This window comes from Actinoplanes sp. NPDC051851, from assembly GCF_040681165.1.
GTDB lineage: Bacteria > Actinomycetota > Actinomycetes > Mycobacteriales > Micromonosporaceae > Actinoplanes.
Genome location: NZ_JBFAYF010000071.1, coordinates 1 through 26,443, shown reverse-complemented (window position 1 = coordinate 26,443; position 26,443 = coordinate 1). Strand labels below are relative to the sequence as shown.

Below are 26,443 nucleotides of genomic sequence, written 5' to 3'. Positions count from 1 at the left end.
GCATCGGCGGTTTTGATCACACGCTCGGCCCCCGTCGGCGGGACGACTGGTGGCGAGCAAGTGCCCGTAGCCGGGGTGCCGTTCGCGGCCACCGCGGAGACCGGGGTGGGCGTCTTCAGGGCGTTCGGCGTGTCAGTCGTGGGGGTACCGCATGCCGGCACAAAAACGGTCGGCATGCCGACCGTCGATGTGGTTCGGCGCATGCCGAGATGATGCCATCGATCTTGGACCGCCTCCATGATCTTGCACCCGGATAGCTGTCCAATGGTCGACAATGGATTGTTGATCACATCCGACGACCTCTGTATTGCACGCACGGCAAGCCGGGTCCGCCGCCTCGCATCGATGATCATCAGGAGGTGTAGGAGGAGACACGCGCCATTCGGTATCGGCGTGACGATTCCGGGCTTGGTCCCGGTGACGAGATCGCGGATGACCGGACGCTTCAGCTCGGCGTGGGCTCCCTACCGATCTGCTGCAACCGGGGAACGCCGCCGCGTCGTCATCGGCGGGACCCGGAAAGGGCGCCGGCCAGGGCGTCGAGGTGGCGCATGACCACGGGCCGGGCGCCGCGCAGGATGGCGAGCGGCCCGCGCCCGTGGTGCAGCAGTGTCTGGGTGACGGCTCCGAGCATCCCCTGGTAGGGCAGCGTTCCCCGGGCGCCGACCACGGTCAGCGAGGCTCCGCGTGCCTCCCGGCGCAGCACCTCGGCCGGGTCGCCGTCGAACACCCGCAGTTCGGCCTCGACGCCGGTCGCCTCGGCGTACGCGGCCACGGCGTCCCGGAGGGCGGCGGCCCGTTCCGGCGCGTCGCCGACGTGCACGGCGACCAGCGGCGTGTGCCGGCGCGCCGCCGCGCCGAACGCGAAGTCGAGCAGGTGATCGGCGGGGGCGTCGCCGATCCCGACCAGCAGCGGCCCGCCCGGCGCCGGCGACGGGCGGGCCACCATCACCGTGGCGGCGGCGCGGGCGGCGACCTGCACGGCCGTCGCACCCGCCGGCAGGCAGTCCCGGTCGTGCAGGTCGCCGTCGCCGATGACGGTGAGTGTGGCTCGCCGTGACGCCCGGATCAGGGCGGTCACCGGGTTCCCCTCCATCAGCTCGGTGGTCACCCAGAGCCCGGGCGCGGCCCGGTCGGCCTCGGCGCGGGCCAGCTGGAGCAGGTCGCCGGGGTGCTCCGGCCGCCCGGCGGAGGTGGGCGCCCAGTCGAAGACGTGGACGAGCCGGAGCGGGCATCCGTGTGCCTCGGCCTCGCGGGCCGCCTCCCGGACCGCCCGGAGGCTGGCGGGTGATCCGCTGACCCCGGCGACGACGGGCAGGTGTCCTGACAGTTCCATGAGATTCGACCGCCTTTCGCGTGCGACGTCGACCGGGCGGCCCGGCGCGGCCAGCGCGACCGTCATGTCAGGCTCCTCTCCGAGTCCGCACTCGATCGTCGGGCGCCGCCGGGAAGGCGGAGCAGAGCAGGAGGGCCCAGCCGGGCGGACCGAAGGTCCCGCATGTCGTAAAAGTCCCCACGGAACGTCGTCAGCGGTGGGCGGCGTTCAGGACCCGCAGGCGTTCCTCGTACTCCTCGGTGTCGATCTCGCCGCGCGCGAACCGTTCGGCCAGCATCCGCTCGGCGTGCGAGGACGTCCGGGGCAGGCCCCGGGCCACGGTGGCGAGCATGGCGATCACCCCGCCGACGACGACGAGGGTGACCAGCAGAGAGACGAGCCAGCTCGCGCTCATTCCGGCGAAGTGTCCGTACATCATGACCGCACTCCCTTCCGTGCTCCTCACCGTCAGTCTCGACCGGAACGGGAGGTCCGGTCAGAGGCGAAGGTCCCGCGAGCAGGGTCCGGACACACGGGCCGAACGGCACTGTCACCGGTGGGCACACCGGTGATGAGCTGGAGGTAGAGGATGCCGGCACCGTTGCCGGCCTCCCCGCATTTCGCGGAGGTGCCGCCATGTCAAACCTCGACCACTTCACCGCGGAGAAGACAGCGCGTCGCGGTACGAGGACGCCGACCCAGTTCGGTGAGGCGATCAACCGCTACCTCGGCGCCACCGGCTACACCGACCCGTACGCGCCCGCACCCATGCTGGTCCCGGCCACCGGAACCCGCCGGGTGGCGCCGAACGGCGGGATCGTCCTGGTCGGGGTGGACGACAGCCCGATCAGCTGCAGCGCCCTCGACCAGGCCGCGATCGAGGCCGAACTGCACGGCTGGTCGCTGCGGATCGTGACGGTCCGGCGCAGCGGAACCGACGAGTCCGGGGAACGCCTGCTGGAGCGGCTCACCGACCGGGTCCACGCGATCGTGCCCACCGTCCCGGTCACCAGCCGCCTCGCCGCGGCGTCGTCCCGGGTCCCGGCCCTGCTCGATCTGGCGAACGAGGCCGACCTGCTGGTGGTCGGGCACCGGCACGGCGCCGCCACCACCGCCCTCGGGGGCAGCGTCGCCGACCAGGTCGCCCGCCGGCACGCCGGGCCGGTCATGGTGGTCCGGATGCCCGGCTGGCCGGCCGGCCCGGACTTCGGCAGCCGTCCGCTGCTGGCCGCGGTCGACGGATCCCCGCCCGCGCACGCGGCGATGGAGTACGCCCTCGCCGAGGCGGCGGTCCGGGGCTGCGACGTGACCCTGCTGCACGTCGTGGGCAGCCGGATGGACGTGGCCCGCCGGGTCGAGCACCGCGACGGCGTCACCGTGCATCACCGGATCCTCTCCGGCGACCCGGTCGAGGCCCTGATCGAGCAGTCCGCGCGGGCCGCCGCGGTGGTCGTCGGCCGCAGTCGGCACGACCTGCTCGCCCGCACGCTGCTGAGCCCGGCGGCTCACCTGCTGCCGCAGCGGTCGTTCTGCCCGGTCTTCGTGGTCTGACGAGTCCGCGTACCGGCCCGTGGGGGGAACGTTCATCCCAGAGAGGAGACGACGATGTCCGAGGCTACCGTCGGCCGGATTCTGGTCGGTTACGACGGCTCGGTGCCGGCCGGCGCGGCGATCGAGGCCGCCGCCCGGTTGCTGCCGGCCGGGAACGCCGCCGTGGCGTACGTCTGGACCCCACCCTTCGGCAGTGACGCCCTGCGGCGCCGGCTCCGGCATCGCTCGGCCGGCCTGGACGACTTCGTCGCGGCCGTGGAGCGTGAGGGCGAGGCGGAGGCCCGGCGGCTGGCGACGATCGGAGCCGACCTGGCCGCCGCGCGGGGCTGGACCGCCGAGCCGCTGATCGAGCGGACCTACGGCGGCGAGGGGATGCAGCTCACCCAGCTCGCCGAGCGGACCGGGACGGATCTCATCGTGGTCGGTGCCCGGGGGCTCGGCGGCGCCCGCGCGGTGCTGGGCAGCGTCTCGGACATGGTGGTCCACTACGCGCCCTGCCCGGTGCTCGTGGTGCCGTACCCGCTGTTCGAGGCGGAACAGGAGACCCTGGAGAAGGGGCCGGTGGTGCTCGGCTGGGACGGTTCCCCCGGTGCGTCGGCGGCCGCCGCGGTGGTCCGCAGCCTGTTCCCCGGGCGTGCGATGGAACCCGTCCTGGTGGAGGACGGCGCCGCACCGGCCGGACCGGCGCCGGAGGGCCTGGTGACCGTCGAACAGAACGGCCTCCCGGCGGAGCGCGGCCGGTCGATCGCCGCGGCGCTCGCCCGCGAGGCCGGTGCCCGGCACGCGGCCCTTGTGGCCGTCGGCTCGACCGGCCGTTCGGCGCTGAGCGAGATCCTGATCGGCAGCGTCGCCATGGCCACCCTGCACCATGCCTGCCGCCCGGTGCTCGTCATCCCGCACCGGTACGCCGTCCGCCGCTGACCGCCGTACCGGAAAGGGTGTTGTCATGAATCGGTTGAGTCCACTCGACGCCTTCTTTCTGGACGCCGAGGAGGAGGATCCGCACGCCTGCCTGGCCATCGGGTCGATCGCGGTGCCGGCCGGGCCCCGCTGGCCCGGCCGGCCGAGACCGCGCGGGCGCACGGGGTCACGGTCAACGACGTCTACCTGGCCGCGGTCACCGGCGTACTGCGGCGGCTGCGATCCCTCATCGGCACGCTCTACCGGACCGGTGACGGCGCGCCGGCCATGGTGGTGCTCAGCGACCGGTACGCGCAGGCGGCCCCCGGCGAGCGCGCGCCGTTCGTCGCCGGCGCCGAACTGCTGCTCGCCCTCAACGCCGTCCCGGCCGCGATCGGCGTACTGTAGACCCTCGGCATCCTGCTGATCTCACTGCTGATGCGGCACGGGCCGGCCGCCGCCCCGGTGGCGTGGCTCCCGATCGCGACGGGCGCGATCGGGATCGTCGCCGAGGTGCTGCGGCCGCTCCTCGGGCCCGCCTACGCGATCTACGGCCTGCTCTTGTTCTCCTGGCTGATCGCGGTCTGCGGGACGCTCGGGCGGTATCCCGTCACCGTCGAAGCCCGTCGCGACGAGCGCCTGAGCCGGTGGCTCCGGCTGGTCAAGTGGCTTCTGCTGATCCCGCACCTCGTGATCCTGTGTTCCTCTGGCTCGGCCTGGTACGCGCCACTACGACGATCCGTCGGTGACCGCACGCCCGGCCGGCTTCGTCGCGCCGGCCGTCCTGGTGATGGGCGTGAGCCTGTTGTTCACCGGCGGCTATCCGCGTGGACTGTACGACCTGCTGGTGGGCGTCGCCCGCTGGAACCTTCGGGTGGCCGCCTACGTGATCCTGCTGACCGGCGCCTACCCGCCGTTCCGGCTCGATCAGGGTGAGCGGGAGCCCGCCGGGGAGCCGCCCGGCGTGGCGTCCGGCGGCGCCTGATCCGCCCGCGGCGGGCGTACCGGAGGAGGGGTCCTTCGGCCCTGTGAACGGTGCGCCCGCCGCGAGGTGCGACGGAGGGGGAACGAAGGCAGGAGGGGCCCGATGGTTCACCGGCCGGTGCCGTTTCCGGGGTACGTGGGGGAGCGGGCACCGATGATCGGGGCGGCCGCGTCGGCGACCGCCCCGGTGTGGTGCTGGGCTGAGCTCGGTGTCCGTGATGGATCAGATCAGCCAGCGGTGGTGCTGGACCAGCGGGAGCCCGGTCCACCAGCGGCCGAGGCCCCAGGTGCGGCCGGCGTCGGTGAGCGCGGCGACGATCGCGCCCAGGGCGTACACGATGTGGTAGTCGACGATCGGGTTGGTGGAGTGGGTCGCCTCGCCGGCGCCGGTGGTCTGGGCCGGCGGGAACTCGGCGAGCCACATCAGCAGCAGCATGGCGGTGGCCGCGCCGGCGGCGATGCGCATGCCGATGCCGAGGATCAGGGCGACGCCGATGCCGAGCAGGCCGAGCATGAACAGCCAGTCGGCCCAGGCGTCGCCGGCGATGCCGGTGAAGAAGCCCGGGAAGGGGCCGACGTCGACACCGGAGAGGAAGCCCTTGGTGGGGGAGCCGCCGTTGATCCAGGCGCGCTCGGACGGGGTCGCGTAACCCCACCCGAAGGTCTTGTCGAGGAACGCCCAGAGGAAGACGAATCCGAGCGGGATGCGCAGCACCGCGAGTCCGCGGGCCGCGGTGGTGGTGAGCATCGATCCGGGTGCGGGTGCGGGAGCGGGAGCGTGCTCGAGCGACGGGGCCGCGTCGCGGCCGGTGGCGGTCATGGTCTCCTCCTTAGCGATGAGCTTCTATGCCTGACTATTCGCCGGCGGTGCCATGAACAACCGGGCCGGTGGGCCCGACCGGCGGGGGCCGGACGGCCCTGACGGGTGGCACCCCGGCGGGCAGACGCTGAGGACATGACTGAGACGATGGCGGCTCGAGGTCGACGAGCGTCAGCCGCCGACCGAGCTCTTCCGGCGGCAGGCCCGGCACTGGCCGCGGCAGCTGTTCGCCCAGTTCACCCAGCCGCTCGCGATCCTGCTGATGGTCGCGGCCCTGCTCGCCGCCGGCCGGGAGGAGGCGGAGGCCGGGGGGAGCCGGAGGCCGGGAGGAGGCGGAGGCGGAGGCCGGGCTGACCCTGCTCGGGCTGGTCGCCATGGTGGACCCGCCCGCGAGGCGGTACCCGCCCCTCGAGGCGGTACCCGCCGCGGTGGCCGCGGCACACCTGGCGACGCGCTGGCTGACCGAGCCCGGCCGCAGTCCGGCGAAGCCCGTCTCGGGGGACCCGTCAGCGGAGGACTTCCGGTTGCCGTGGCGCTGAGCGTGGCGCCCGGCCGGCCGTCAGCGGCGCAGGCGGTGCGCTGCCACGGCGAGAGCCGCGGCGACGACGGCCACGGCGAGGGTCAGCACGACGCCGGCCGCGCCCCAGGCGACCATCGCGACGGAGAGCAGCCCCCAGGTCAGGCCGCCCACCACGGCCACCGCGATCCGCGCACCGCGTGACCAGCTCCGTCGTGGACGCAGCGACGGGTAGTCGGTCCGCAGCCGCGCCACGATCTCGTCGAACTGCCGCTGCTTGTCATCGGTTCCCAACGGGCCACCTCCACGGCCGAGCGTCCGGTGTTTCTCCCGTGCCGTATCTCCAGGGTAGAACGCCGCCGGGCGTGCGGCACCGGACCGGTGGCCCGCGTCGTCCGGCGCGATCCGCTACGCCGTCGGCACCGGGTCGTCGTGGCGGGACTCGACGTGTGTCTCCGGTCCCGGGAAGAGCAGGGTCGTCCGGTCGTCGTCGAGCCAGTGCACCTGATAGGGCGGGCTGCCGTCGGCGTGCCCGACGCCGACGATGAGGCCGACCCGCCGCCGCGTACCGGCGGGGCCTCCTTCGATCACGATGCGGTCGCCGGTCTGTGCCTTCATGACAGGGCCTCCTGATCTCGCCAAAGGAATCCGATGGGGATCCATCTCCATCCTCGCCGGTCGTGGAGGGGCAGGTCAGGGCTGGAAGACCCGCCCGGCCCGGCCGCCCGGCCCGGCGCGCGATCCGCGATGGCGACGATCGCACGGCTCGGTGATCACGTGACGAGGCGGTGGGCGCCGATGATCCGCGCCCACCACGGGCGGGGGTGTCCTAGCGCAGCGGCGGGCACCCCGTCCGTTCGACCCTGACCGCCCCGGCCGGACCGCTTCTAACGTCGACGGTGATGGATGAGGAGGGCCCCGTTCTTCGGCGTGGCCTGACCATCGGTGACCGGATCGGACTGAGCGGCGGCCGTTCGGGGTAATGGCGGCGGCATGTCGTCAGAGCGCCAGGCCCCGCGGCGGTCCGCCGTCGTCGTCAACCCCGTCAAAGTGGCCGATCCGGATCAGCTGCGCCGCACCATCACCGCGGCGCTTGCCGACGCGGACTGGCCGGAACCGATCTGGATGGAGACCTCCGTCGAGGATCCCGGCGCCGGTCAGGCCGCGCGGGCGGTGCGGGAGGGCGCCGAGGTCGTCTTCGTCTGCGGCGGCGACGGGACCGTGATGGCCTGCGTCACCGCGCTGGCCGGCACCGGTGTCGCGCTCGCCGTGCTGCCCGCCGGGACCGGGAACCTGCTCGCCGCCAACCTCGGGCTCAGCGACGACCTGGCCACCGGCGTCGAGGTCGTCCTGCAGGGCGGCCGCCGCACCATCGACGTCGGCTGCGCCGGCGAGCAGCGGTTCGCGGTGATGGCCGGGATGGGGTTCGATGCGCAGATGCTCGACGCCACCGACGAGACGGCGAAGAAGCGCGTCGGCTGGCTCGCCTACGTCGCCGGGGCGCTCCGGCACCTGCGGGACCGCCCGATGCGCGTCGAGGTCTCGCTGGACGGCGGGCCCGCGCTGGTCCGGCGGCCGCGTACCGTCATCGTGGGCAATGTCGGTCGGCTCCAGGGTGGCATGCGGCTGCTCCCGGACGCCCAGCCGGACGACGGCGTGCTCGACGTGGCGATCCTGAGCCCGAGGAACCTGCGTCACTGGCTCGCCCTGGCCTGGGGTGTGCTGCGGCGGCGGGGGAGGGTCGCGCGGATGGAGACCTACACCGCCTCCACGGTGGAGATCCGCAGCAACCGTCCCCAGCCCCGCCAGCTCGACGGCGACCTGATCGATCCCGGACGCGAACTGCTGGTCACGGTACGACCGCGGGCCCTGGTCCTGTGCGTACCCCGGCCGGAATCCGACCCGGACCTCGCCCACGACGCCGCCGCGGTCGCCCGTGCCGCGCGGTCACGCGATTAGCGTGCCGATCCGCTCGGAGAACTCGACCAGGCGGTTCGAGAAGCCCCACTCGTTGTCGTACCAGCCCATCACCTTGACCTGGTGGCCGACCGATTCGGTGAGCGGTGCGTCGAAGATCGAGGAGTACGGGTTGCCGACGATGTCCGCCGAGACCAGCGGCGCCTCCGAGTACTGCAGGTAGCGCCGCAGCCGCTCGGAGGCCGCCGCCTCCCGGAACGCCGCGTTGACCTCCGCCACGCTGGCCCGCTGCCGCAGCGCCACGGTCAGGTCGGTGATCGAGCCGACCGGCACCGGCACGCGCAGCGCCGCCCCGGTCAGCCGCCCGTCCAGCTCCGGGATGACCTTGCCGATCGCCTTGGCCGCGCCCGACGAGGTCGGGATGGTGGAGACCGCCGCCGCGCGGGCCCGGCGCAGGTCCGAGTGTGGCGCGTCGTGCAGCCGCTGGTCGCCGGTGTACGCGTGGATCGTCGTCATCAGCCCGGACTCGATGCCGAACGCGTCGTGGAGCACCTTGGCCAGCGGGGCGAGCGAGTTCGTGGTGCACGAGCCGTTCGAGAAGACGTCGTGGCCGTCCACGTCGAGCGTGTCGTCGTTGACCCCGAGCACGAACGTGGGCACGTCGCCCTTGGCCGGCGCCGAGACGATCACCTTCCGGGCGCCGCCCTTGAGGTGTGCCGCCGCCGCGACCCCGTCGGCGAAGAACCCGGTCGCCTCGATCACCACGTCCGCGCCCACCTCACCCCAGGCGATGCCGGCCGGGTCGGCCTGCGCGAACACCCGGATCCGCTTGTCGCCGAGGGTGATCGCGTCGCCGTCGAGCCCGACCCCGTCGAGACGGCCGTTGATCGAGTCCCATTCCAAGAGGCTTGCGAGGGTACGGCCGTCGGTGAGGTCGTTGACGGCGACCACGTCCACGTCGGCGTTGCTCGCCAGGGCGGCCCGCAGGTAGCTGCGCCCGATCCGCCCGAACCCGTTGATCCCGATGCGTACGGTCATGGTGTTCCCTTCCCGGTGTTCATCCCTGCTGCCTTTCTCGCTCCTGCTGCCCGCAGCAGGTCGAGCGCCCCGGACCGCGCGTCGTCGAACGGTCCCGGGTCCTGCTGTGCGATCGCGAGCACGTAGCCGCCCTGCAGCACCGCCATCAGCGTGTGCGCGAGCCGTTCCGGATCGAGGTCGTCCCGCAGCTGCCCGGCCTCGATGGCTTCGCGCAGCACGGTCACCCAGCTGACGTGGATCGTCGCGAACGCTCCGGCGACCGGCGCGAGCAGCACCGGGTCCTCCCGGACCTGCGGGTCCTGGGTCATCCGCCCGACCTTGCAGCCTTTGAGCGCGTCGCGGGGCCGCATCAGGTACGCCTCGATCCGCTCCATCGGGTCGCCCGGCCCCTCGAGCCCGGAGGCGGCCGGCAGCAGGTCGGCGACGTTGCGTTCGAGGGCGGCGAGCGCCAGGTCCCGCTTGCTGGGGAAGTGGTGATACATGCTGCCCTGCCCGACCCCGGACCGTTGGCGCACCTCACGGGGGCTGGTGTCGGCGTAGCCGCGCTCCCACATGAGCTCGCTCATCGTCTCCAGTAGCCGCTGTCGCGAATCCATGCCCCGAGTGTACATACCTGTAGGTACAGCCGACGTGGCGAGCCCGCGGGGACTTGCCGACGTGTAACACTGCCAAAACAAATGGGTCCTACCGTCAGGTCATCAGACCACCAGGACACTGGGCCACCAGGAGACCAGGAGACCAGCATGACAACCGGCTTCATCGCACGGCACGAGCTCTGGACGAGCGAACAGATCGAGGCCGCCGACCGGCTCCGCGCGACCATCGCGGAGCGCGAACTCAAGCAGGTCCGGATCGCCTGGTGCGACCAGCACGGGATCCTGCGGGGGAAGACCCTCGAGATCCCGCACTTCCTCTCCGTACTCCGTCAGGGCAAGGACTTCCAGACCGCCACCCTGATCTTCGACACCACCAACAACCCGGTGGTGCCGCCGTTCGGCGCCGACGCGCTGGGCGATCCCCGGATGACCGGTCTGCCGGACGGCGTCCTGGTGCCCGACCCCCTCACCTTCACGGTGCTGCCGTGGCTGGACCGCACCGGATGGATCCTCTCCGAGCTGCACTACCGCAGCGGTGAGCGGGTGCCGTTCGACACCCGCGGCGTCCTCACCGATCAGCTGACCCGGCTGGGACAGGAGGGCTTCGAGTACGTCTCCGGCATCGAGATGGAGTTCTACCTGACCAGGCTCGAGGACCCGATGCTCGGTTTCGAGGACTGCGGCTACCCGCCCACCCCGCCGAAGGTCACCGCCGTCGGCCACGGCTTCCAGTACCTCACCGAGTCCCGCGGTGACGAGATCGAGCCGATCCTGACGATCCTCCGCGACAACCTGGTCGCCCTCGGGCTGCCGCTGTCCACGATCGAGGACGAGTGGGGTCCCGGCCAGACCGAGTTCACCTTCGAGCCGCTGACCGGCAGGGCCACCGCGGACGCCGCCGTCCTGGCCCGGACCGCGATCAAGCAGCTGGCCCGCCGGCACGGCTACCACGCCACGTTCATGGCCCGCCCGGCGCTGCCCAACGCGTTCTCCAGCGGCTGGCACCTGCACCAGTCGCTGCGCACCGGCAGCACGGCCAACGCCTTCGCCGGCACCACCGACGACGAGCTGCTCTCCGCGACCGGGATGCACTTCATGGGCGGGCTGCTCCGGCACGCGCTGGCCTGCTCGGTGCTGACCACGCCGACCATCAACGGCTACAAGCGGTACCGGCCGGACTCGTTCGCGCCGGACCGGATCGCCTGGGCGGAGGAGAACCGGGGCGCGATGATCCGGGTGACCGGTGGGCGCGGGGACGGCAACACCCACCTGGAGAACCGGATCGGTGACCCGGCGGCCAATCCGTACCTCTACCTGGCCTCCCAGATCGCCGCCGGCCGGGACGGGCTGCGGCACAAGCTCGACCCGGGCGCCTCGGCCGACGAGCCGTACCTGGCCGAGGCCGTCTCACTGCCCGCGACGCTGGAGCAGGCGGTCGGCCACTTCAGCGGGAGTGAGCTGCTCCGGGCGGAGTTCGGGGAGGCGTTCGTCGACTACCTGGCGATGATCAAGCGCCACGAGGTCAGCCGCTTCAACGCCGCCGTCACCGACTGGGAGCACCGTGAGTACTTCGAGGTCTACTGAGCTGATCGCGCACCGGCGCAGCGAGACGGAGAACCCGTTCGTGGTGGCGGCGGCCCAGCTCGGCGGCGGGTGGCTCGACGTCGAGGGGCGCCTCGACCGGGCGATCGACGCGGCGGAGCTCGCCGCGTCCCACGGTGCGAGCGTCATCGCGTACCCGGAGTGCTATCTCAACGGATACCCGTACTGGCTGTCCCGCACCAACGGCGCCACCTTCGGCGACCCGCTGCAGAAGCAGGCGTACCGCTACTACCTGGAGACCGCGGTCGACGTCGGCGGACCGCAGGTCCGCCGGCTGACCGAGCTGGCCCGCGACCTGGAGATCACCCTGGTCATGGGCCTGACCGAGCGGGTCCTGGGCACCGCCTACTGCACGCTGCTGACCATCGGCGGGCACGGCGTCGCCGGTCATCACCGCAAACTGGTGCCCACCCACGACGAGCGGCTGGTCTGGGGCAACGGGGACGGACACGGGCTGCGCAGCCATCCGGCCGGCGGCGCCCGGATCGGCAGCCTCAACTGCTGGGAGAACTGGATGCCGCAGGCCCGGCAGGCGATGTACGCGACCGGCGAGGACGTCCACATCGGCGTCTGGCCCGGTTCGGTACGGCTGACCGGCGACATCACCCGGTTCATCGCGCTGGAGGGACGGGTGTTCAGCGTCGCCGCCGGCGGGTTGCTGCGCCGTGACGAGGTGCCCGCCGACTTCCCGCTCGCCGAGCAGCTGCTGGCCGACCTGGACGAGATGCCCTTCGACGGCGGCACCGCGGTCGCCGCGCCGGACGGCCAGTGGCTGATCGAGCCGATCAGCGGGCGGGAGGGCGTGGTGGTCGCGGAGCTGGACCTGGGGCGGATCGCCGAGGAGCGGCTCGCCTTCGACCCGACCGGGCACTACAGCCGCCCCGACGTGCTGGCCACCCACGTCGACCGGGTGCGCCGGCAGGCGGTCACGCTGCTCGACGAGGTGCCGCGGTGAGCGACCGGGTCCTGCTCCTGCGGCACCAGGACGACGCCGGGCCGGCCGGGCTGGCGGACTGGATGCGGGGGCAGGGCATCCCGTACGAGATACGCGACGTGCCGGCCGAGGCGGCGGCCGGTGCCCACGACGAGACCGACTGGCGGGCCGTGGTGGTGCTGGGCAGCAGGGAGGCCGCCTACGACGACACGGTGCCCTGGCTCGCGTGGGAGCGGGACGAGGTCGGCCGGCACCTCGCCGCGGGCCGTCCCGTACTCGGCATCTGTTTCGGGGCGCAGTTGCTCGCCCGGCTCGAAGGCGGCGAGGTCCGCCCGGCCGGCACGCCGGAACGGGGCTGGGTCACCGTGCACAGCGACGACCCGGTGCTGGCCGGATCCTGGTTCGCCTGGCACGGCGACGAGGTGCGGGTACCCGCCCACGCCGCGGTGCTGGCCCGCTCGGCCTCCTGCGCGCAGGCCTTCCGGGTCGGGCGGCACCTCGGCGTGCAGTTCCACCCGGAGGTCACCACCGACGTGGTCCGGCAGTGGCTCGCCCAGCGGCGACGGCAGGACCAGCTTCTCGCCGTCGACGGCACCGGCGAGGAAGTACTGCGCGAGACCGCGTCCCGGATCGGCGCCGCCACCGCGGCGGCGCACCGGTTGTACGCCACCTTCTTCACGGGGATCTGACACCGACTTCACGGGGATCTGACACCAACCCTCGAAAGGGGACAGCCATGTCCACCACCACCAAGAGCCTCCAACCCGACGTCCAGGCACCCGCCAACGGCCTCGCCGCCCGCTCGATGGGGCTGTGGGGCGTCGTCTTCACCATCCTCGCCGGCGCCGCACCCCTCTACGCGATGCTCTTCAACGTCCCCGTCGCGGTCATGGGATCCGGGTACGCCGCCCCGGTCGCGTTCGTCATCGCGACGCTGGCGCTGCTGGTCTTCAGCGTCGGCTACATCCGGATGTCCCGCCGGGTGCACAGCGCCGGCGGCTTCTACACCTTCGTCAGCGCGGGACTCGGCCGGGTACCCGGCCTGGGCACCGCCTACGTGGTCAGCGGCTGCTACGCGGTGTTCTGCGCCGCGATCATCGGTCCGACGGCGTACTTCACCCACGGCACGCTCGAACACTGGTTCGGCGTCGACATACCGGCGTGGGTCCTGCTCTTCGTCATCCTGGCGGCCTCGGCGGCGCTCTCCTGGTTCCGGATCGGGTTCACCGCCCGGGTCCTCTCCGCGCTGATGGTGCTGGAACTGCTGGGCCTGCTCGCCTTCGTCGTGGTCGTCACCGTCCGGGGCGGCGCGCACGGGATGTCGCTGAAGCCGCTGGACGCAGGATCCTTCTTCGACAACCACCAGGCCGCCACGGTCTTCGGTACGGCGGCCGCCGGCATCGCCCTCTTCGGCGCGTTCTGGTCCTGGGTCGGCTTCGAGATGGCGCCCAACTACGCCGAGGAGAGCCGCGACCCGGCCCGCAACGGCAAGCGGGCCATGTACATCACCGTGATCGGCCTGGGCGTCGTCTACACGATCGTCTCCTTCGCCTTCGTGAACGGCTGGGGCGCCGACGCCGTCTCCGCCGCGGTGAAGGCCCAGTTCGAGGGCGACTACGACTCGGCCTTCTACCCGCTCACCGACCGGTTCGGCGGCCAGGCGATGACCGAGTACTTCCGCGCGCTGACCATGACCAGCGGGTTCGCCGCCCAGCTGGCCTTCTTCAACACCGCCTCCCGGTACCTGTTCAGCCTCGGCCGCGACGGCCTGCTCCCGGACAGCCTCGCCACCACCCATCGGGTCCACCGCAGCCCGCACCGGGCCAGCATGGTCATCACCGTGGTGGTCGCCCTCTACCTGATCGCCTTCGTGCTGGCGGACTCCTCCGATGAGGCCACGCTGACCAAGCTGGGCACGTGGAGCCCGCTGCTGGGGGTGCTCGGGCTGCTGGCCGTGCAGGCGCTGGTCTCGGTCGCGGTCATCCGGTACTTCCTGACCCGGGCCCGCGAGGACTTCTCGATCTGGGGCACGCTCGTCGCCCCGGTGCTGGGCACGGCGGCCATGGTCGGCGCGATCGCCCTGATGCTGACGAACATGGACACCCTCTCCGGTGCCGGCGACGCCCCGTTCATCAAGGCGATCCCCTGGGTGATCGTCGCGCTCTTCGCGGCCGGAGCGGTCACCGCGCTCGTCTTCCGGGCCCGGTCGCCCGAGCGGTACGCGCGGATCGGCACCTTCACCACCTACACCGACTGACACCACCTACACCGATTGACGGGAAAAGGGCGGGGGTGGGTTTCCGGACCGGGCGCATCCCCGCCTATGGTGGTCAGACCAGCAGGTGACCGAGGGGTTGATGGTGATCATGGCGAGGATGCGGCCGGTCAGCCGGAAGCCGGTCTACGAGCAGGTCAGCGACCGGCTCCGGGAGTTCATCGACGAGAACGGCCTGCAGCCGGGCGACAAGCTGATGACCGAGCGGGAACTCGCCGCCGAGCTGAGCGTGGGCCGCTCCACCGTGCGCGAGGCGATCACCGCCCTGCGCGCCCAGGGCCTGGTCGAGGTACGCCACGGCGACGGCATCTACCTGCTGCAGCGCTCCGACGACCTGATCACCACGCTCGCCGAGGAGCTGGTCGCCACGCACGTCGACCACCCGTACATCTGGGAGGCCCGCCAGGCGATCGAGGTGCAGTGCGCCCGCCTCGCCGCGGTCCGGGCCGGCGGCGAGGACCTCGCGGCGATGGAGTCGGCGCTGGACCGGATGGCCGCGGAGATCGAGGCCGGGCAGCCCGCGCTGGACGGCGACCGCCGGTTCCACCTCGCCGTCGTCCAGGCCTCGCACAACCCGATCCTCATCCAGCTGGTGGCCGGCATCCGCGAGTCCTTCGACAAGACCTCCGAGACCTCCCTGACCCGGGCCGGGCAGCCCGCCCGCTCCCTGGCCGAGCACCGCGCCGTCTTCGAGGCGATCGTCGCCGGCAACCCGGTGCTGGCCGCCGACCGCATGCTCGACCACCTGGTCGGCACGACCGACGACCTCCTGCGCATCGGCAACGTCAAGCGCCCGGCGAAGGGGCGGGCCGACGCTCCCACCGACCCGCAGGCCTGAGCCTCACTCGTAGCGGTACTTCAGCGACTCCGCCTCGGTCCGCTCGATGTCGGCGATGGTCAGCTCCGGCATGCGCAGCTGGGCCAGGGTCACCTCGGCCGAGGTCGGCTGGGCGTCGGCCGGCAGCCACTGCTCGGGCTTCCAGGCCGCGCTGCGCAGCAGGGCCTTCGGGCAGTGCGGGTAGACCTCCTCGATGCCCACCACCAGCGCGCTGGCCGGCGGCTTGCCGACCGCGGTCAGCTGGGACAGCAGGTCGGGGCGGGTGGAGACGCAGGCGCGGCCGTTCACCCGCAGCGTCGTGGTGCGGCCCGGGATGACGAAGAGCAGCCCGGCGCGCCCGGTGGCGACCACGTTCTGCAGGGTGTCGAGACGCTTGTTGCCGGTCGCGTCCGGGATCACCAGCGTCCGGTCGTCCAGCACGGTGACGAACCCGGCCGGCCCGCCGCGCGGCGAGACGTCACAGTTGCCCTCGGCGTCCACGGTGGCCACCAGGACCAGCGACGCGCAGCCGACCAGCAGCCGGGTCTGCTCGGTGAGCTCGGTCATCTGCTTGCGGACGGCGGCCGCGCTGGGCAGATCGTACGCCCGGCGCAGCCCGTCCTCATCGGTCACGGCATCGTCGAGCAGCAGATCGAACGCACTGGTGGTGAGCATTCACCGACCCCTTTCAGTAACTGGCCTCGCGGGTGATCCGGGGGAACTGGGCGGCCATCGCCTCGGAGAGCGCCTGCGCGGCCGAGAGCGGGCGGACCATCACCATCAGCTCGTCGATCAGGCCGTCCTCGTCGAGGTGCAGGAAGTCACAGCCGGTGAGCTCCTTGCCGTCCACGGTGGCGCGGAACACCAGCGCGTGGTCGTTCTCGCCGGACAGCTCCCGCTCGTACCGGAAATCCTGAAAGACCCGCAGCACGCCCCGCAGGATGGCGGCGGTGATGGCCTTGCCCGGATAGGGCTTGAACGCGACGGGACTGACGAACACGACGTCGTCGGCGAGCAGGGCCTCGATCGCGGCGGCGTCGCGCGCCTCCACCGCCTCACGGAACGCTTTCATGACTCTCAACCTATCGGGCTCGCGCCCGGCGATGGCCGCTCACTCACGGCCGGCCCACGATCAACCGCAAAGAACCCAGAAAAGCCTCCTGGGTACGCAGGTGGCCGTGGCGCTCGTCCCACGCCCCGGAGTCGAGGTCCGCGCGCAGGCTGCCGACGGCGCGGGCGGTCGCGGTGTCGTCGACGAAACCCCACGCGGACTGGGCCGCCCGGACCCGCGGGTCGAGGAAGCGTTCCGGGCGGGCGTAGTACGCCTCGGTGAACCCGTCCGTGCAGTCGACCGGGATCGGCACCTCGACCACCTCGGACCGGGGCCCGACCGCGGCGGCGATGTCGGCGATCGCGGGGAAGCGGCGGCGTTCCGCGGCGATCAGCTCCGGCACGTACCCGGCCAGCCAGAAACGGTCGAGGGCGTCGCCGTCGAAGGTCAGCACCGCGACCGGGCCGCGGGTGACCCGGCGTAGTTCGGCCAGCCCGCGGGCGGCGTCCGGCCACTGGTGCACGGTGACGGTCGCCATCGCCGCGTCGAAGCCGCCGTCGTCGAACGGCAGGTGCTCGGCGGTCGCGTCCAGGGCCGGTACCGCGTCCGGGGGACGCTGGGCGCGCATCCGGGCGGACGGTTCGACCGCGACGACGTACCGGTCGGCGGGCTCGTACGAACCGGCCCCGGCGCCGACGTTGAGCACGGTCCGGGCGTCACCCAGGGCCGTGTGGATGAGCGCGGCGATCCGGGGATCGGGGCGGCGCTGCAGCGCGTACCCGTGGCCGTTGGTCTCGTAGTCGACGTCACCGCTCGATGTTCTGATCACGTCACGACGCTAAACCCGTACCCCCGGGTACGGGTCAAGTCGAATTCCGCCGGAGAGGGCTTGACCTTGCCCCAGGGGCAGGGTTCCACGATCGATGCATGCCCGACATCGAGCACCTCAGGAAACGTATCAGCGACTTCTGCGACGCCACCGGGGTCCCCGGCTTCCTGGCCGGCGTCCGGCACCGGGGGGAGGAGACCGTCCTCGCGTACGGGACGGCGAACGTCGCGACCGGCGCGCCGATGCGGGAGGAGACCGGGTTCCTCTTCGGCTCGATCACCAAGGTCATGACGACCACGATCGTCATGCGCCAGGTCGAGCGGGGACTGCTGGACCTCGACACGCCGGTCGTCGACCGTCTGCCGGAGTTCCGGCTCACCACGCCGGGCGCGGCGGAGCGTATCCGGGTCCGGCACCTGCTCAACCACACCAGCGGGATCGACGCGGACCTGTTCTTCCCGGAGGCGGCCGGGGACGGCGCGCTGGCGGCCTACCTGGCCCGGCTCGGCCGGGAGTGCGGGGCACTGTTCGGCGCGGGGGAGCGGGCGAGCTACTCGAACGGCGGGATGATCGTCGCGGGGCGGCTGCTGGAGGTGGTGACCGGGCTGCCGTACCCCGAACTGCTCGACCGGGAGGTCTTCGCCCGCTGCGGGATGATCGATGCCTGCACCTCGGCGGAGCGGGCCGTCCTGCGGTCCACGGCGGTCGGGCACTTCGCGGACCGGACCACCGGTGCGGTGCGGCCGACCGGCCTGTTCACGCTGCCGCAGACGTGGGGACCGGCCGGCGGCACGCCGATCGGGACCGTCGCGGATCTGCTCGCGTTCGGCCGGGTGCACGCCGGCGACGGCACCGCGGCCTCCGGGGAGCGGGTGCTGTCCGCGGAATCGGTCACCCGGATGCGGACGGTCACCCACGACGCGGGTACGCCGAACACGCCGCCGATCGGTCTCGGCTGGCTGGTCCGGACGCTCGGCGGCACGACCGTGCTGACCATGTCGGGTGCCTCGCCCGGCGGGGTGGCGGTGCTGGTCGTGGTGCCGGAGCATGATCTCGTGTTCGCCGCCTACGGGAACGACGCCCGCGCGCTGAGCCTCCACGACGAGCTGCTGGGGTGGCTGACCGGGGAGTTCGGCGAGGTGCGGGCTCCGTCGTACACGCAAGAAGAGGTTGATCTCAAGGGTTTCGGCGGAACATATCGATCGAATCAACTGCGGATCGAGGTACGCGTGGTCGACGGCGGTCTGGAGGAATCGGTCACCTACGAACCGGCGGACGAGGCGCAGGAACGCGTGTTCACCGGGTTCGCCGGTGGGGCGTTCACGGCGCCGCCGATGCGATACGTGCCGGTGGGGGAGGGATTGTTCGCGCCGGCGGGGGTGCCGCTGGAGAACCTGCCCGCGCACTACCTGGTGTCGTACCACGGTGGGGCGGAGTTCCGGTCGGCCGGCGGGCGGATGACCCGGCGCGTGGCGGTCTGACACGATGCGGTCCATGGGCGACGGGCGGCATCTGCTCACCATCGGACAGCTCGCCAGGTATGCGGGCGTCACGATCAAGGCGGTGCGGGTCTATCACGATCGGGGCCTCCTCCCGGAGCCGCCGCGCGACGAGTCCGGCTACCGGCGGTACGCGCCCGAGCACGCCGTCCGGCTCGTCAAGATCAGGACGCTGGCGGAGGCCGGGGTGCCGCTGGCCCGGATCGGCGAGCTGCTCGGCTCCGGCGCGGAGCGACTCGCCGCCGCGATCGACGAGATCGACCGTGAACTGCGCAGACGGGCCGTCGCGATCGACCGGACCCGGCAGCGGCTCGCTCAGCTCCAGGGAGGCGACCGGTTGTTCGTCTCGGCGGAGGCGGCCGGCTACCTGGACCGGCTGCGGGAGATCGGGGTGAGCGAGCGGACGATCCTGGTCGAGCGCGACCTGTGGATCCTGATGCGGTCCGCGGCGCCCGGCCCGGCGGCGGAGTGGCTCACGGACAAGGCGGCGGCGGTCACCGACCCGGAGTTCTGCGCGCTCTACCTGGACTACGACGCCGCCTTCGACTGGTCCCCGGACGATCCACGCCTGCCGGAGCTGGCCGAGCGGACCCGGCGTTGGTTCGCCGCCCGCCCGCAACGCGCCACCGCCGCCGGGCCCCCGGACCCGGCGGCGGCCCGCCTGGCCGCGGTGACGGCCGCCGCATACTCCCCGGCGTGGATCCGGATCGCCGAGCTGAGCGCTGCCTGATCGGCCTCCTGCGGACCCGGGACCGCCTCGACGCGGTGATCACCAACGCGACCGCCGGCAGGCGCGCCGGGGTCTCCTGCCGCGACGGGCGGAGCGACCGCTGATCACTCGCCGAGCAGGCCGGTGAGGACGCGGGCGACGGTGTCCTCGACGTTCGGTGCGACGTCCGGTGGGGCGCCGGTCAGTGCGGCCGTCAGGTGCGGGTGGCGGCCCGCGGCGATCACGTGGGCCAGGTACGCGGTCTGGTGCTGGCGCGTGGCCGAACCGCCGTTGAGCTCGTTCACGGCGAGGGACGCGGTGAGCGTGGTCAGCACGGCGAACGCCTCCAGCTTGCGGCCCACCGGGGCCGGGTGGCCGGCGAGGATGGTCAGCACGTGTTCCAGCAGGTCGACGCCGTGCGGGCCGAGGGTGGACCGGGTCTGCATCAGCTCCGGGAGCCAGGGGTGCCGCAGCATCAGGGCGCGGCCCTGGCGGTACACCTCCAGCATCGCGGGCAGCCAGGGGCCGCCGGGTTCCGGGAGCCGGTACGCGGCCGCGACCTCGTCGATCATCAGGTCGAGCAGGTCGTCGCGGCTGTCGACGTAGCGGTAGAGCGACGCCGGGCCGGTGCCCAGCTCGGCGGCGACCCGGCGCATCGAGACGGCGGCGAGGCCCTCGCGGTCGGCGAGCGCGATCGCGGCGGCGGTCACCTCCGCCCGGGTGCGCTCGGCGGGTCGGCCCACTCCCGTACGCCGTTCCCGCAGCCACACCGGCACCGACGACTCCATGCCACCCCTTTCGATGGCGCCCATCCTAGCGTTTCGGTTACAGTGTTCGCGAACAACGTTCCCGGAATGAGCGAGGTGACGATGATCAGGACGACCCATGCCGTACGCAACGGTGACGTGCACCTCGTGGCCGACGACCTCGGCGGCGCCGGCGGTGACCCGCTGCTGCTGCTCATGGGGCTCGGCGTGTCCCGGTTCTACTGGCCCGACGGGCTGGTCGCGGCGCTGATCGGCGCCGGGTTCAGCGTGGTCTCGTTCGACGGCCGTGACGCCGGTGGGTCCACCCGCTTCGACGACGTCCCGGCCGGTAACCCGATCGCCGAGCTGTTCCGCCGGAGGCCGCCCGCCTACACCGCCGAGGACATGACCGACGACGCCGTCGCCGTGCTGGACGCGTTCGGGTGGCAGCGCGCGCACCTCTTCGGCGTCTCCCAGGGCGGCCTGGTCGCCCAGCGCGTCGCGCTCCGCCATCCGCGGCGGGTCTACACGGTCACCACCTACGGGGCGGTGCCCAGCGATCTCCGTGGCGCGGCGGTCCTCCGGTACGTGCGGCTGCCGTTCCTGGCCCGGCTGGCCCGCATGCGCCACCCGGCCGGCCGGGCCGGTGACGTGGCGGCCGGCCGGGAACTACTGCGGGCGATCTCCTCACCCGGCCACCCCTTCGACGAACAGGACGCCCGCCTGCGAGTGGAGCGCGAGCTCGACGCCGGGCTGCCCAGCGGCGTCCGGGACACCCGTGCCCAGGCCCGCCAGGTGAGCGCGCCCTGGCACGGCCCGCGCCTGCGCGACCTGCGCGCGCCCACACTGGTGATGCACGGCGAACGCGACCCGCTGATTCGGCCCGCCGCCGGTCGACGGATCGCCGCGTCGGTGCCGGGCGCCCGCTACGTCGAGCTGCCCGGCACCGGTCACGACCTGCCCCGCGAGGTCTGGCCCACGGTCACCCGGGAGATCCGCGCCCGGGCGGGTTGACTACTTCGCCAACAGTTCGATCTCGGCCAGGTTCGCCGGCTTCGCGAAGACCAGCCGGAACCGCTGGAACGTACCCGGGGAGGCGATCTTGAAGGGCCGGGTCTGGTTGCGCCAGGCGAAGACCTCTCCGGTACGCGCGTCCACCGTGGTCCACGTGACCCCGTCGTCCGAGCCCTGCAACTCCCAGTCCGCCGGATCGCCCGTGCTCGCGCCCGCCCCAGAGGTGAGCGTGTAGTACGCCGGCTTCCGCGGGTCACCCGGATAGACCCAGGTGGCCGCCGGGACCCCGGTCGCCTGGGTGGTCGACGAGTTGTCGAAGAGCGCCTCGGTGCTCGGCCCGGTGGTGTCCCGCAGCGGCGCCGGCACCTGATCGTCCTCGGTCAGCGACGGCGGCGCGTCGGCGACCCCGGTACCCCAGGACGACGGCTTCGGGCCCATCGTGAACTCCAGTGTCCCGCCGTGCTGGAGCAGCCCCGAGTCGATGGACACCCCCGACTGCCTCCTACCGTCGACCCGCAGGCTCTGGACGTACACGGAAGAGGTGGTGTTGTTCTTCGCCGTGACGACGATGTCGCCGGTGCTGCGGTGTACGGTCATCCGGGTGAACTGCGGGGAGCCCACCACCCACCCCGGGGAGCCCACCTGCAGGGGGTAGAGCCCCAGTGAACTGAGGACGTACCAGGCGGACATCTCCCCGTTGTCCTCGTCGCCGAGGTAGCCCTGGCCGATCTCGCTACCCGTGTAGAGGCGCTGCAGGATCTCCCGTACCAGCTTCTGGGTCTTCGCGGGCGCGCCCACGTAGTCGTACATGTACGGGATGTGGTGCGACGGCTGGTTGCTCATCCCGAGCTGGCCGAGCCGGACCGCGCGCGCCTCCAGCATCTCGTGGATGGTGCCGCCGTAGCCGCCGGGATGGTCGGCCTTCTCCGGTGTCGCGAAGAACTCGTCAAGTTTGCTCTCCAGCCCGGCCCGCCCGCCGTAGAGGTTGGCCAGCCCCCGCCCGTCCTGCGGGGCGGTGAACGCGAAGTTCCACCCGTCGGTCTCGGTGTAGACCCCACCCCAGTCCAGGGGATTCCCGGCCAGGAAGGCCCCCGCGGCGGTACGGCCCTGGAAGAACTCGGTCTCCGGGTCGAACATGGTGACGTAGTTGCGGGCGCGCTCCAGGAAGTACTCCGACTCCTCGGTGAGGCGGGCCCGCCGTGCGTCCGGGGTCGCCGGGTCTGTGGCCAGGGCCGCGGCCATGTTCCCGATCCCGTAGTCGTTGATGTACCCCTCGAGGGCCCAGGAGACCGACTCCCCGGTCGTGGTCGGCGTGTACCCGAGGAAGAGCGACGTCTCGATCCCCTTGCGACCGACGGCCGCGCGTCCCGAGGCGACCGTCGCGTCCTTCACCGCCGCGTCGTAGGCGGCGAGCGGATCCGGAAGATCGACACCGTTCAGGTACGCCTCGGCCAGGGCGACGTCCGCACTCGTACCGGTCATCAGGTCGGCGTACCCGGGGGAGGACCAGCGGGCCGCCCATCCACCGTCGCGGTACTGCTGGACGAAGCCGTCGGCGATCCGGGCCGCGACATCCGGGTAGAGCAGGGAGTAGGCCGGCCACACCGTCCGGTAGGTGTCCCAGAACCCGTTGTTGACGTAGATCTGGCCGTCCGTGACCGTGCCGGCCGTCGCGGCGACCGGGCTCGCGTACCGCCACACCGGCTGCTCGGCGGTGCCGGTGTTCTCCGACTGCGAGTTCGGGTACAGGTTGAGCCGGTACAGGTTCGAGTAGAGCGTGACCCGCTGCGTCTCGCTCGCGCCGGCCACCTCGATGCGCCCCAGCCGGTCCGCCCACGCCGCCGTCGCCGCCGCCTGGATCTCCGCGAAGCCGCGCCCGCCGACCTCCAGGTCCAGATTGCGCCGCGCCTGATCGACCGAGAGGAACGACGTCGCGAACCGCAGCGTGACCGTTCGTGACACATCAAGACCGAAGCTCGCGTACGCCGTACCCGACGCGGCCGGCGCGCGATCGAAGCCACCGGAGACGAACATCCGGCTGCGCCCCGCCCCGCTCCCGTTCTCCACCCAGCCGGTCACTGTGCCGTCCACGGCGATGGTGAACGTGCCGTTCTGCAGCACCAGGCTTCCGGTCGCCGGCCCGTCCGGGAAGGTGAACTCCATGATCGCGCCGTGATCGGTCGGCGACATCCGCGCCACGAGACCGCTCTGCGTGGTGACCCGGTAGAGGTCGGGCCGGGCGATCTCGTCGTCGTGGCTGAAGGCGAGCGCCCGGGTGCCCGGCTGCCCGGTCACGTTCCCGCCCTCGGGCACCGGCATGACCGACATGAAGTCGCGGTCACCCATCCACGGGCTCGGCTCGTGCGACACCCCGAGCCCCTGCAGCATCGGCAGGTTCGCCGCGTTGTTGGCGTGCTGGTAGACGTACTCCCAGGTGTTCGAGGTGGCGTTGGTGACCGGGGTGAGGAAGTTGAACCCGTTCGGCACCGCGGTGATCGGCAGGTTGTCGCCGCGCGAGAACGAGCCGCTCGCGTTGGTCCCGCGCCGGGTGTCCACGTAGTTCGTCAGCACGGACCCGTCGATCATCGCCGGTTCGGCGATCACCCGCACGTCGTCGATCCAGCCCTGGAACCGGGTGTCCGCGGTCGCGTCCGGGTCGTCGTAGGAGAGCAGGATCCGGTCGATGGTCTTCCCCTTGGCGACCCGGCCGATATCGGACGACACCGCATTCCACTCGTCGGCGTAGAGCACCTTCGACGCACCCTGCCCGGCCGCGGTGAGCGCGTATCCGTGCTGGTCGCGGGGGTGACTGCCGCTGAGATAGGTGCCGTCGGTGAAATGCAGATCGATTCCCGCGTACGTCGAGGGGTAGCTCAGATCCTCGTCGGTGAGCTCGGGGAAGATCCGGTAGGACAGTCGTGTCTTCGGGCCGACCGGAATGTCGACATCGAAGAGCCTGTTCTCCGCGTACGACCGTCCGTCGGCCTGGGCGCCTCCGGCGTACCGGAGCGACGCGACCCCGGTGAACCCGGCGTTCGGGAGCGCGTTCGCGCCGCGCGTGGGCCCGCCGCCGACCTCGGTGACCATGGGTGTGGCGGGCGGCGTGACGTCCGACCCGTCGCTGATGTCCCAGCCGGCCAACTGGACCAGCGAGGCACCCGCCGTCGCGGTGATGTCCAGCCGGTAGTACTCGTACCCGGAAAGGTTGTCGAAGGTGTAGGTCCTCGTCGCGAAGCGACCGTCGAAGGTCTGCCCGGTCCGCTGATCGAGATCGGTCCAGGTCGCGCCGTCGGCCGAGCCCTGCAGGGTGAAGTCGCGGGGATCGCGGGTGGGCACGTCGTTCGCCGAGGTCATCGAGTACTTCGTGACGATCCGCGGCGCGTCGAGGTGGTAGACGATCCAGCCGGTCGGGGCGAACGCCAGCCACTTGCTCTGCGCGTTCCCGTCGATCAGCTTGACCGCGGTCTCGTCGGGCGGATTCTCGGCGCTCGCGGTGACGGCGGCGACGTGCTCGAGGAGGCTGCCGGGAAGCCCGCTGCGCGCCGCACCGGTGAGATTCCCCTGTACGGGCTCCCCGTCCGCGCCGACCTCCACGGCGCTGCCCGCCGGCGGCGGATCACCACTCTCGAACGAGGACCCGAAGTCCCCACCCGAGGCGGCCCACGCGGGCGCCGGCACGACGAGGAACCCGGCCAGAAGAAGCAACGTCGCCGCGATCAGCTTCACACGCACTCCCGAACTTTCGGTGCACAGTGGACACTGATCACCTCACTCCGGCCACCCGTCATTGTCAAGAAACCAAACAGAAATAAATCGAGCAATCTGGATCAGCTTGATCGACGAGGGTGGCGGTCGTCCGCTGGCGGACCTGATCAGTCCTGGTACTGGTGGGGGACGGGTAGATCGAACCGTCGGCACAGGGCCAGGACGTCGGCGCGGTCGTCGGCGTCGCCCCGGTAGACGTCGCGGAACCTGACGGCCCATGCCGCCGTGATGCAGTCCACGGTCCGGTCGCCGATCGTGCCGCGCCCGGTCAGCGACGCGGCGGGATAGGCGTTCCCGGCTTCCGGCGGTCCCAGCACACCGTTGCCGTGTGCGTCGAGAACGACGGCGTGCAGGTCGACGACCGCTCCGGTGGCGTTCCGCATCAGGAAGTTCCACGCCGTGGCGCCGTCCTCGCCGACCGGCACGAACCCGTGGCCGTTCAGCATCCCCCGGAACGCGCCGAGGTGCCGCTCCTCGATCGCGACGTCGAGATCGCCGTGCTCCCGCGTCTGGCGGCCCAGCAGCGCGTCGACTCCCCAGCCGCCGTCGACCCAGAGCCGCGCCCCCACAAGATCGGCCAGGCGAAGCACGGCGAGCACGTCATCCACCGTGGTCCGCGCCCCCGACGGCGTACTGCTCGGCATGAGCGAAGTATGCGGGCATTCCAACCCCAGCACGACCCGGTTGCAACGGCGCGCCGTCAACCGGTTCGCCGGGCCTTCGCCGCGGTTGCCGGTCCTGGCTGGTACTGAGGGGTGCCTCACGGCCCTCGAGGCACACCTGAACTCCAGCAGCCGGGGTCCAGCGGCGGGTGCTCAGGGGTGACCCTGCTGGTCACGTCTGGACCACCCGGGCGGGACGCCTGATCCCGTGACCGGGTGCCCGCCCGAACACTCGCCGCCCGTGGTCGTCGACTCCGCCCGCCAGGGTTCGATCATGGACCGGCCGGGTGGTACCCCGCGGGCGGTGAGCCGGCGATCCGGGGTGCCCCGGCCGGTCCGGCTGGCGATCCGGGGTGCCTCGGCCACGGTCGGCTGGCCGGAATCGACCAGCAGGGTCAGGGGTGAATCCGAGGCCGTGAGGGGCCTCTCTGGCGGTGGCGGGGGATGATGCGGGGGTGGAGTACCTGGAGCGGACCTCGCCCGTGATGGCGCTGGCCTGGATGACGCCGCTTGAGCAGCTTCTCGGGCTGGTCTGCCGCGAAGGGGTGTGGCGGGTTCGGTGGGTGCGGATCGATCCGCTCGCCGAGGTGCCCGGGCTGCTGGTATCGGTGCACGAAGAGGATCTCGCCGGGGACGTCGACGCGCTCGACCCCGGTCTCCGGGTTCGGCTGGATCCGGGGCTGCCGCCGCCGTCGAGTGTCGTCGTTCCGGATGACGGGGCGGCGCTGCGGTGGGCCGAGGAGCACGCCGGTGCGCGGGACGACCGGTGGGTGAACCCGGCGGTCGACGGCTGGCGGGTGCTGTGTGCGATGCGCGGACACCCCTGATCGGCGTGCGAGAGCGGCCGGTCCCGGTTGTGGCTGGTGCTGTGGGGTGTCTCAAGCGGAGCGAGACACCCCACA

28 protein-coding genes are annotated in these 26,443 nt (G+C 72.1%); 15 read left to right on the top strand and 13 right to left on the bottom strand.

Going from position 1 to position 26,443, the window contains the following annotated elements; genetic code table 11:
• Window positions 1-502: 502 nt before the first annotated feature.
• Window positions 503-1,402, bottom strand: coding sequence for a universal stress protein (locus AB0M08_RS40535; protein ID WP_364505546.1), 900 nt, complete (start codon window positions 1,400-1,402; stop codon window positions 503-505).
• Between the two features lie 124 nt (window positions 1,403-1,526).
• A complete protein-coding gene (locus tag AB0M08_RS40530; protein WP_364505544.1) occupies window positions 1,527-1,754 on the bottom strand; it encodes an SHOCT domain-containing protein in 228 nt (75 codons plus the stop codon).
• 197 nt (window positions 1,755-1,951) lie between these two features.
• Between AB0M08_RS40530 and AB0M08_RS40525 the strand changes: the two genes are divergently transcribed.
• The 3 genes from AB0M08_RS40525 to AB0M08_RS40515 all read left to right on the top strand — a co-directional run bounded on the left by AB0M08_RS40525 (window position 1,952) and on the right by AB0M08_RS40515 (window position 4,751).
• A complete protein-coding gene (locus tag AB0M08_RS40525; RefSeq protein ID WP_364505542.1) occupies window positions 1,952-2,866 on the top strand; it encodes a universal stress protein in 915 nt (304 codons plus the stop codon).
• Window positions 2,867-2,920: 54 nt separating this feature from the next.
• Window positions 2,921-3,787 (top strand): universal stress protein, encoded by an 867-nt coding sequence (locus AB0M08_RS40520; protein WP_364505540.1) that lies wholly within the window; start codon window positions 2,921-2,923, stop codon window positions 3,785-3,787.
• Window positions 3,788-4,511: 724 nt separating this feature from the next.
• The gene (locus tag AB0M08_RS40515) at window positions 4,512-4,751 is read left to right on the top strand and encodes a DUF4389 domain-containing protein (RefSeq protein WP_364505538.1); all 240 of its coding nucleotides are present in this window, start codon (window positions 4,512-4,514) and stop codon (window positions 4,749-4,751) included.
• A gap of 222 nt (window positions 4,752-4,973) precedes the next feature.
• Here AB0M08_RS40515 and AB0M08_RS40510 read toward each other — a convergent pair whose 3' ends face one another.
• Window positions 4,974-5,570: a hypothetical protein gene (locus AB0M08_RS40510; RefSeq protein WP_364505536.1), complete on the bottom strand. Its 597-nt coding sequence runs from the start codon at window positions 5,568-5,570 to the stop codon at window positions 4,974-4,976.
• A 374-nt stretch (window positions 5,571-5,944) separates the two neighbouring features.
• On the opposite strand from AB0M08_RS40510, the gene AB0M08_RS40505 reads away from it, so the two are divergent.
• Complete coding sequence (locus tag AB0M08_RS40505; RefSeq protein WP_364505534.1) at window positions 5,945-6,109, top strand: hypothetical protein; 165 nt, start codon at window positions 5,945-5,947, stop codon at window positions 6,107-6,109.
• Window positions 6,110-6,129: 20 nt separating this feature from the next.
• Here AB0M08_RS40505 and AB0M08_RS40500 read toward each other — a convergent pair whose 3' ends face one another.
• Window positions 6,130-6,381, bottom strand: a complete 252-nt coding sequence (locus AB0M08_RS40500) for a hypothetical protein (RefSeq protein WP_364505532.1) — start codon at window positions 6,379-6,381, stop codon at window positions 6,130-6,132.
• Window positions 6,382-6,495: 114 nt separating this feature from the next.
• Complete coding sequence (locus AB0M08_RS40495) at window positions 6,496-6,705, bottom strand: DUF1918 domain-containing protein (RefSeq protein WP_364505530.1); 210 nt, start codon at window positions 6,703-6,705, stop codon at window positions 6,496-6,498.
• Window positions 6,706-7,080: 375 nt separating this feature from the next.
• Between AB0M08_RS40495 and AB0M08_RS40490 the strand changes: the two genes are divergently transcribed.
• Window positions 7,081-8,046 (top strand): diacylglycerol kinase family protein, encoded by a 966-nt coding sequence (locus AB0M08_RS40490; protein WP_364505528.1) that lies wholly within the window; start codon window positions 7,081-7,083, stop codon window positions 8,044-8,046.
• On the opposite strand, the gene gap is transcribed toward AB0M08_RS40490, so the two are convergent.
• Both gap and AB0M08_RS40480 read right to left on the bottom strand, forming a co-directional pair.
• Window positions 8,035-9,042: a type I glyceraldehyde-3-phosphate dehydrogenase gene (gap, locus tag AB0M08_RS40485; RefSeq protein WP_364505526.1), complete on the bottom strand. Its 1,008-nt coding sequence runs from the start codon at window positions 9,040-9,042 to the stop codon at window positions 8,035-8,037. The two genes, AB0M08_RS40490 and gap, sit on opposite strands and share 12 nt — an antisense overlap.
• Entirely contained in the window at window positions 9,039-9,638 is a 600-nt protein-coding gene (locus AB0M08_RS40480) for a TetR/AcrR family transcriptional regulator (protein WP_364505524.1), read from the bottom strand. Before AB0M08_RS40480 ends, gap begins: the two co-directional genes overlap by 4 nt.
• 147 nt (window positions 9,639-9,785) lie before the next feature.
• On the opposite strand from AB0M08_RS40480, the gene AB0M08_RS40475 reads away from it, so the two are divergent.
• From AB0M08_RS40475 to AB0M08_RS40455, 5 genes are all read left to right on the top strand, one after another.
• A complete protein-coding gene (locus tag AB0M08_RS40475) occupies window positions 9,786-11,222 on the top strand; it encodes a glutamine synthetase family protein (protein ID WP_364505522.1) in 1,437 nt (478 codons plus the stop codon).
• Window positions 11,200-12,195 (top strand): carbon-nitrogen hydrolase family protein, encoded by a 996-nt coding sequence (locus AB0M08_RS40470; RefSeq protein ID WP_364505520.1) that lies wholly within the window; start codon window positions 11,200-11,202, stop codon window positions 12,193-12,195. Before AB0M08_RS40475 ends, AB0M08_RS40470 begins: the two co-directional genes overlap by 23 nt.
• Window positions 12,192-12,863: a type 1 glutamine amidotransferase gene (locus AB0M08_RS40465; RefSeq protein ID WP_364505518.1), complete on the top strand. Its 672-nt coding sequence runs from the start codon at window positions 12,192-12,194 to the stop codon at window positions 12,861-12,863. Before AB0M08_RS40470 ends, AB0M08_RS40465 begins: the two co-directional genes overlap by 4 nt.
• A gap of 47 nt (window positions 12,864-12,910) precedes the next feature.
• Window positions 12,911-14,431: an APC family permease gene (locus AB0M08_RS40460; protein WP_364505516.1), complete on the top strand. Its 1,521-nt coding sequence runs from the start codon at window positions 12,911-12,913 to the stop codon at window positions 14,429-14,431.
• A gap of 85 nt (window positions 14,432-14,516) precedes the next feature.
• On the top strand, window positions 14,517-15,287 hold the full coding sequence (locus AB0M08_RS40455; protein ID WP_364505514.1) for a FadR/GntR family transcriptional regulator: 771 nt from the start codon (window positions 14,517-14,519) through the stop codon (window positions 15,285-15,287).
• 3 nt (window positions 15,288-15,290) lie between these two features.
• On the opposite strand, the gene AB0M08_RS40450 is transcribed toward AB0M08_RS40455, so the two are convergent.
• From AB0M08_RS40450 to AB0M08_RS40440, 3 genes are read right to left on the bottom strand one after another with little or no spacing between them, the layout of a single operon-like run.
• Window positions 15,291-15,941, bottom strand: a complete 651-nt coding sequence (locus AB0M08_RS40450) for an MSMEG_1061 family FMN-dependent PPOX-type flavoprotein (RefSeq protein WP_364505512.1) — start codon at window positions 15,939-15,941, stop codon at window positions 15,291-15,293.
• 13 nt (window positions 15,942-15,954) lie between these two features.
• On the bottom strand, window positions 15,955-16,338 hold the full coding sequence (locus AB0M08_RS40445) for a nuclear transport factor 2 family protein (RefSeq protein ID WP_364505510.1): 384 nt from the start codon (window positions 16,336-16,338) through the stop codon (window positions 15,955-15,957).
• 43 nt (window positions 16,339-16,381) lie between these two features.
• Window positions 16,382-17,146 (bottom strand): class I SAM-dependent methyltransferase, encoded by a 765-nt coding sequence (locus tag AB0M08_RS40440; RefSeq protein ID WP_364505508.1) that lies wholly within the window; start codon window positions 17,144-17,146, stop codon window positions 16,382-16,384.
• A 98-nt stretch (window positions 17,147-17,244) separates the two neighbouring features.
• Here AB0M08_RS40440 and AB0M08_RS40435 point away from each other — a divergent pair, with 98 nt between their 5' ends.
• From AB0M08_RS40435 to AB0M08_RS40425, 3 genes are read left to right on the top strand one after another with little or no spacing between them, the layout of a single operon-like run.
• Window positions 17,245-18,627: a serine hydrolase domain-containing protein gene (locus AB0M08_RS40435; protein ID WP_364505506.1), complete on the top strand. Its 1,383-nt coding sequence runs from the start codon at window positions 17,245-17,247 to the stop codon at window positions 18,625-18,627.
• Between the two features lie 13 nt (window positions 18,628-18,640).
• On the top strand, window positions 18,641-19,375 hold the full coding sequence (locus tag AB0M08_RS40430; protein WP_364505504.1) for a MerR family transcriptional regulator: 735 nt from the start codon (window positions 18,641-18,643) through the stop codon (window positions 19,373-19,375).
• A complete protein-coding gene (locus AB0M08_RS40425; protein ID WP_364505502.1) occupies window positions 19,342-19,479 on the top strand; it encodes a hypothetical protein in 138 nt (45 codons plus the stop codon). Before AB0M08_RS40430 ends, AB0M08_RS40425 begins: the two co-directional genes overlap by 34 nt.
• On the opposite strand, the gene AB0M08_RS40420 is transcribed toward AB0M08_RS40425, so the two are convergent.
• Window positions 19,480-20,142, bottom strand: coding sequence for a TetR/AcrR family transcriptional regulator (locus AB0M08_RS40420; protein ID WP_364505500.1), 663 nt, complete (start codon window positions 20,140-20,142; stop codon window positions 19,480-19,482).
• 66 nt (window positions 20,143-20,208) lie between these two features.
• Between AB0M08_RS40420 and AB0M08_RS40415 the strand changes: the two genes are divergently transcribed.
• Entirely contained in the window at window positions 20,209-21,114 is a 906-nt protein-coding gene (locus tag AB0M08_RS40415; RefSeq protein WP_364505498.1) for an alpha/beta hydrolase, read from the top strand.
• Here AB0M08_RS40415 and AB0M08_RS40410 read toward each other — a convergent pair whose 3' ends face one another.
• Both AB0M08_RS40410 and AB0M08_RS40405 read right to left on the bottom strand, forming a co-directional pair.
• Complete coding sequence (locus AB0M08_RS40410; RefSeq protein WP_364505496.1) at window positions 21,115-24,846, bottom strand: GH92 family glycosyl hydrolase; 3,732 nt, start codon at window positions 24,844-24,846, stop codon at window positions 21,115-21,117. It lies immediately after the preceding gene.
• A gap of 140 nt (window positions 24,847-24,986) precedes the next feature.
• The gene (locus AB0M08_RS40405) at window positions 24,987-25,523 is read right to left on the bottom strand and encodes a hypothetical protein (protein ID WP_364505494.1); all 537 of its coding nucleotides are present in this window, start codon (window positions 25,521-25,523) and stop codon (window positions 24,987-24,989) included.
• A 473-nt stretch (window positions 25,524-25,996) separates the two neighbouring features.
• Between AB0M08_RS40405 and AB0M08_RS40400 the strand changes: the two genes are divergently transcribed.
• Entirely contained in the window at window positions 25,997-26,368 is a 372-nt protein-coding gene (locus tag AB0M08_RS40400) for a hypothetical protein (protein ID WP_364505492.1), read from the top strand.
• Window positions 26,369-26,443 lie beyond the last annotated feature (75 nt).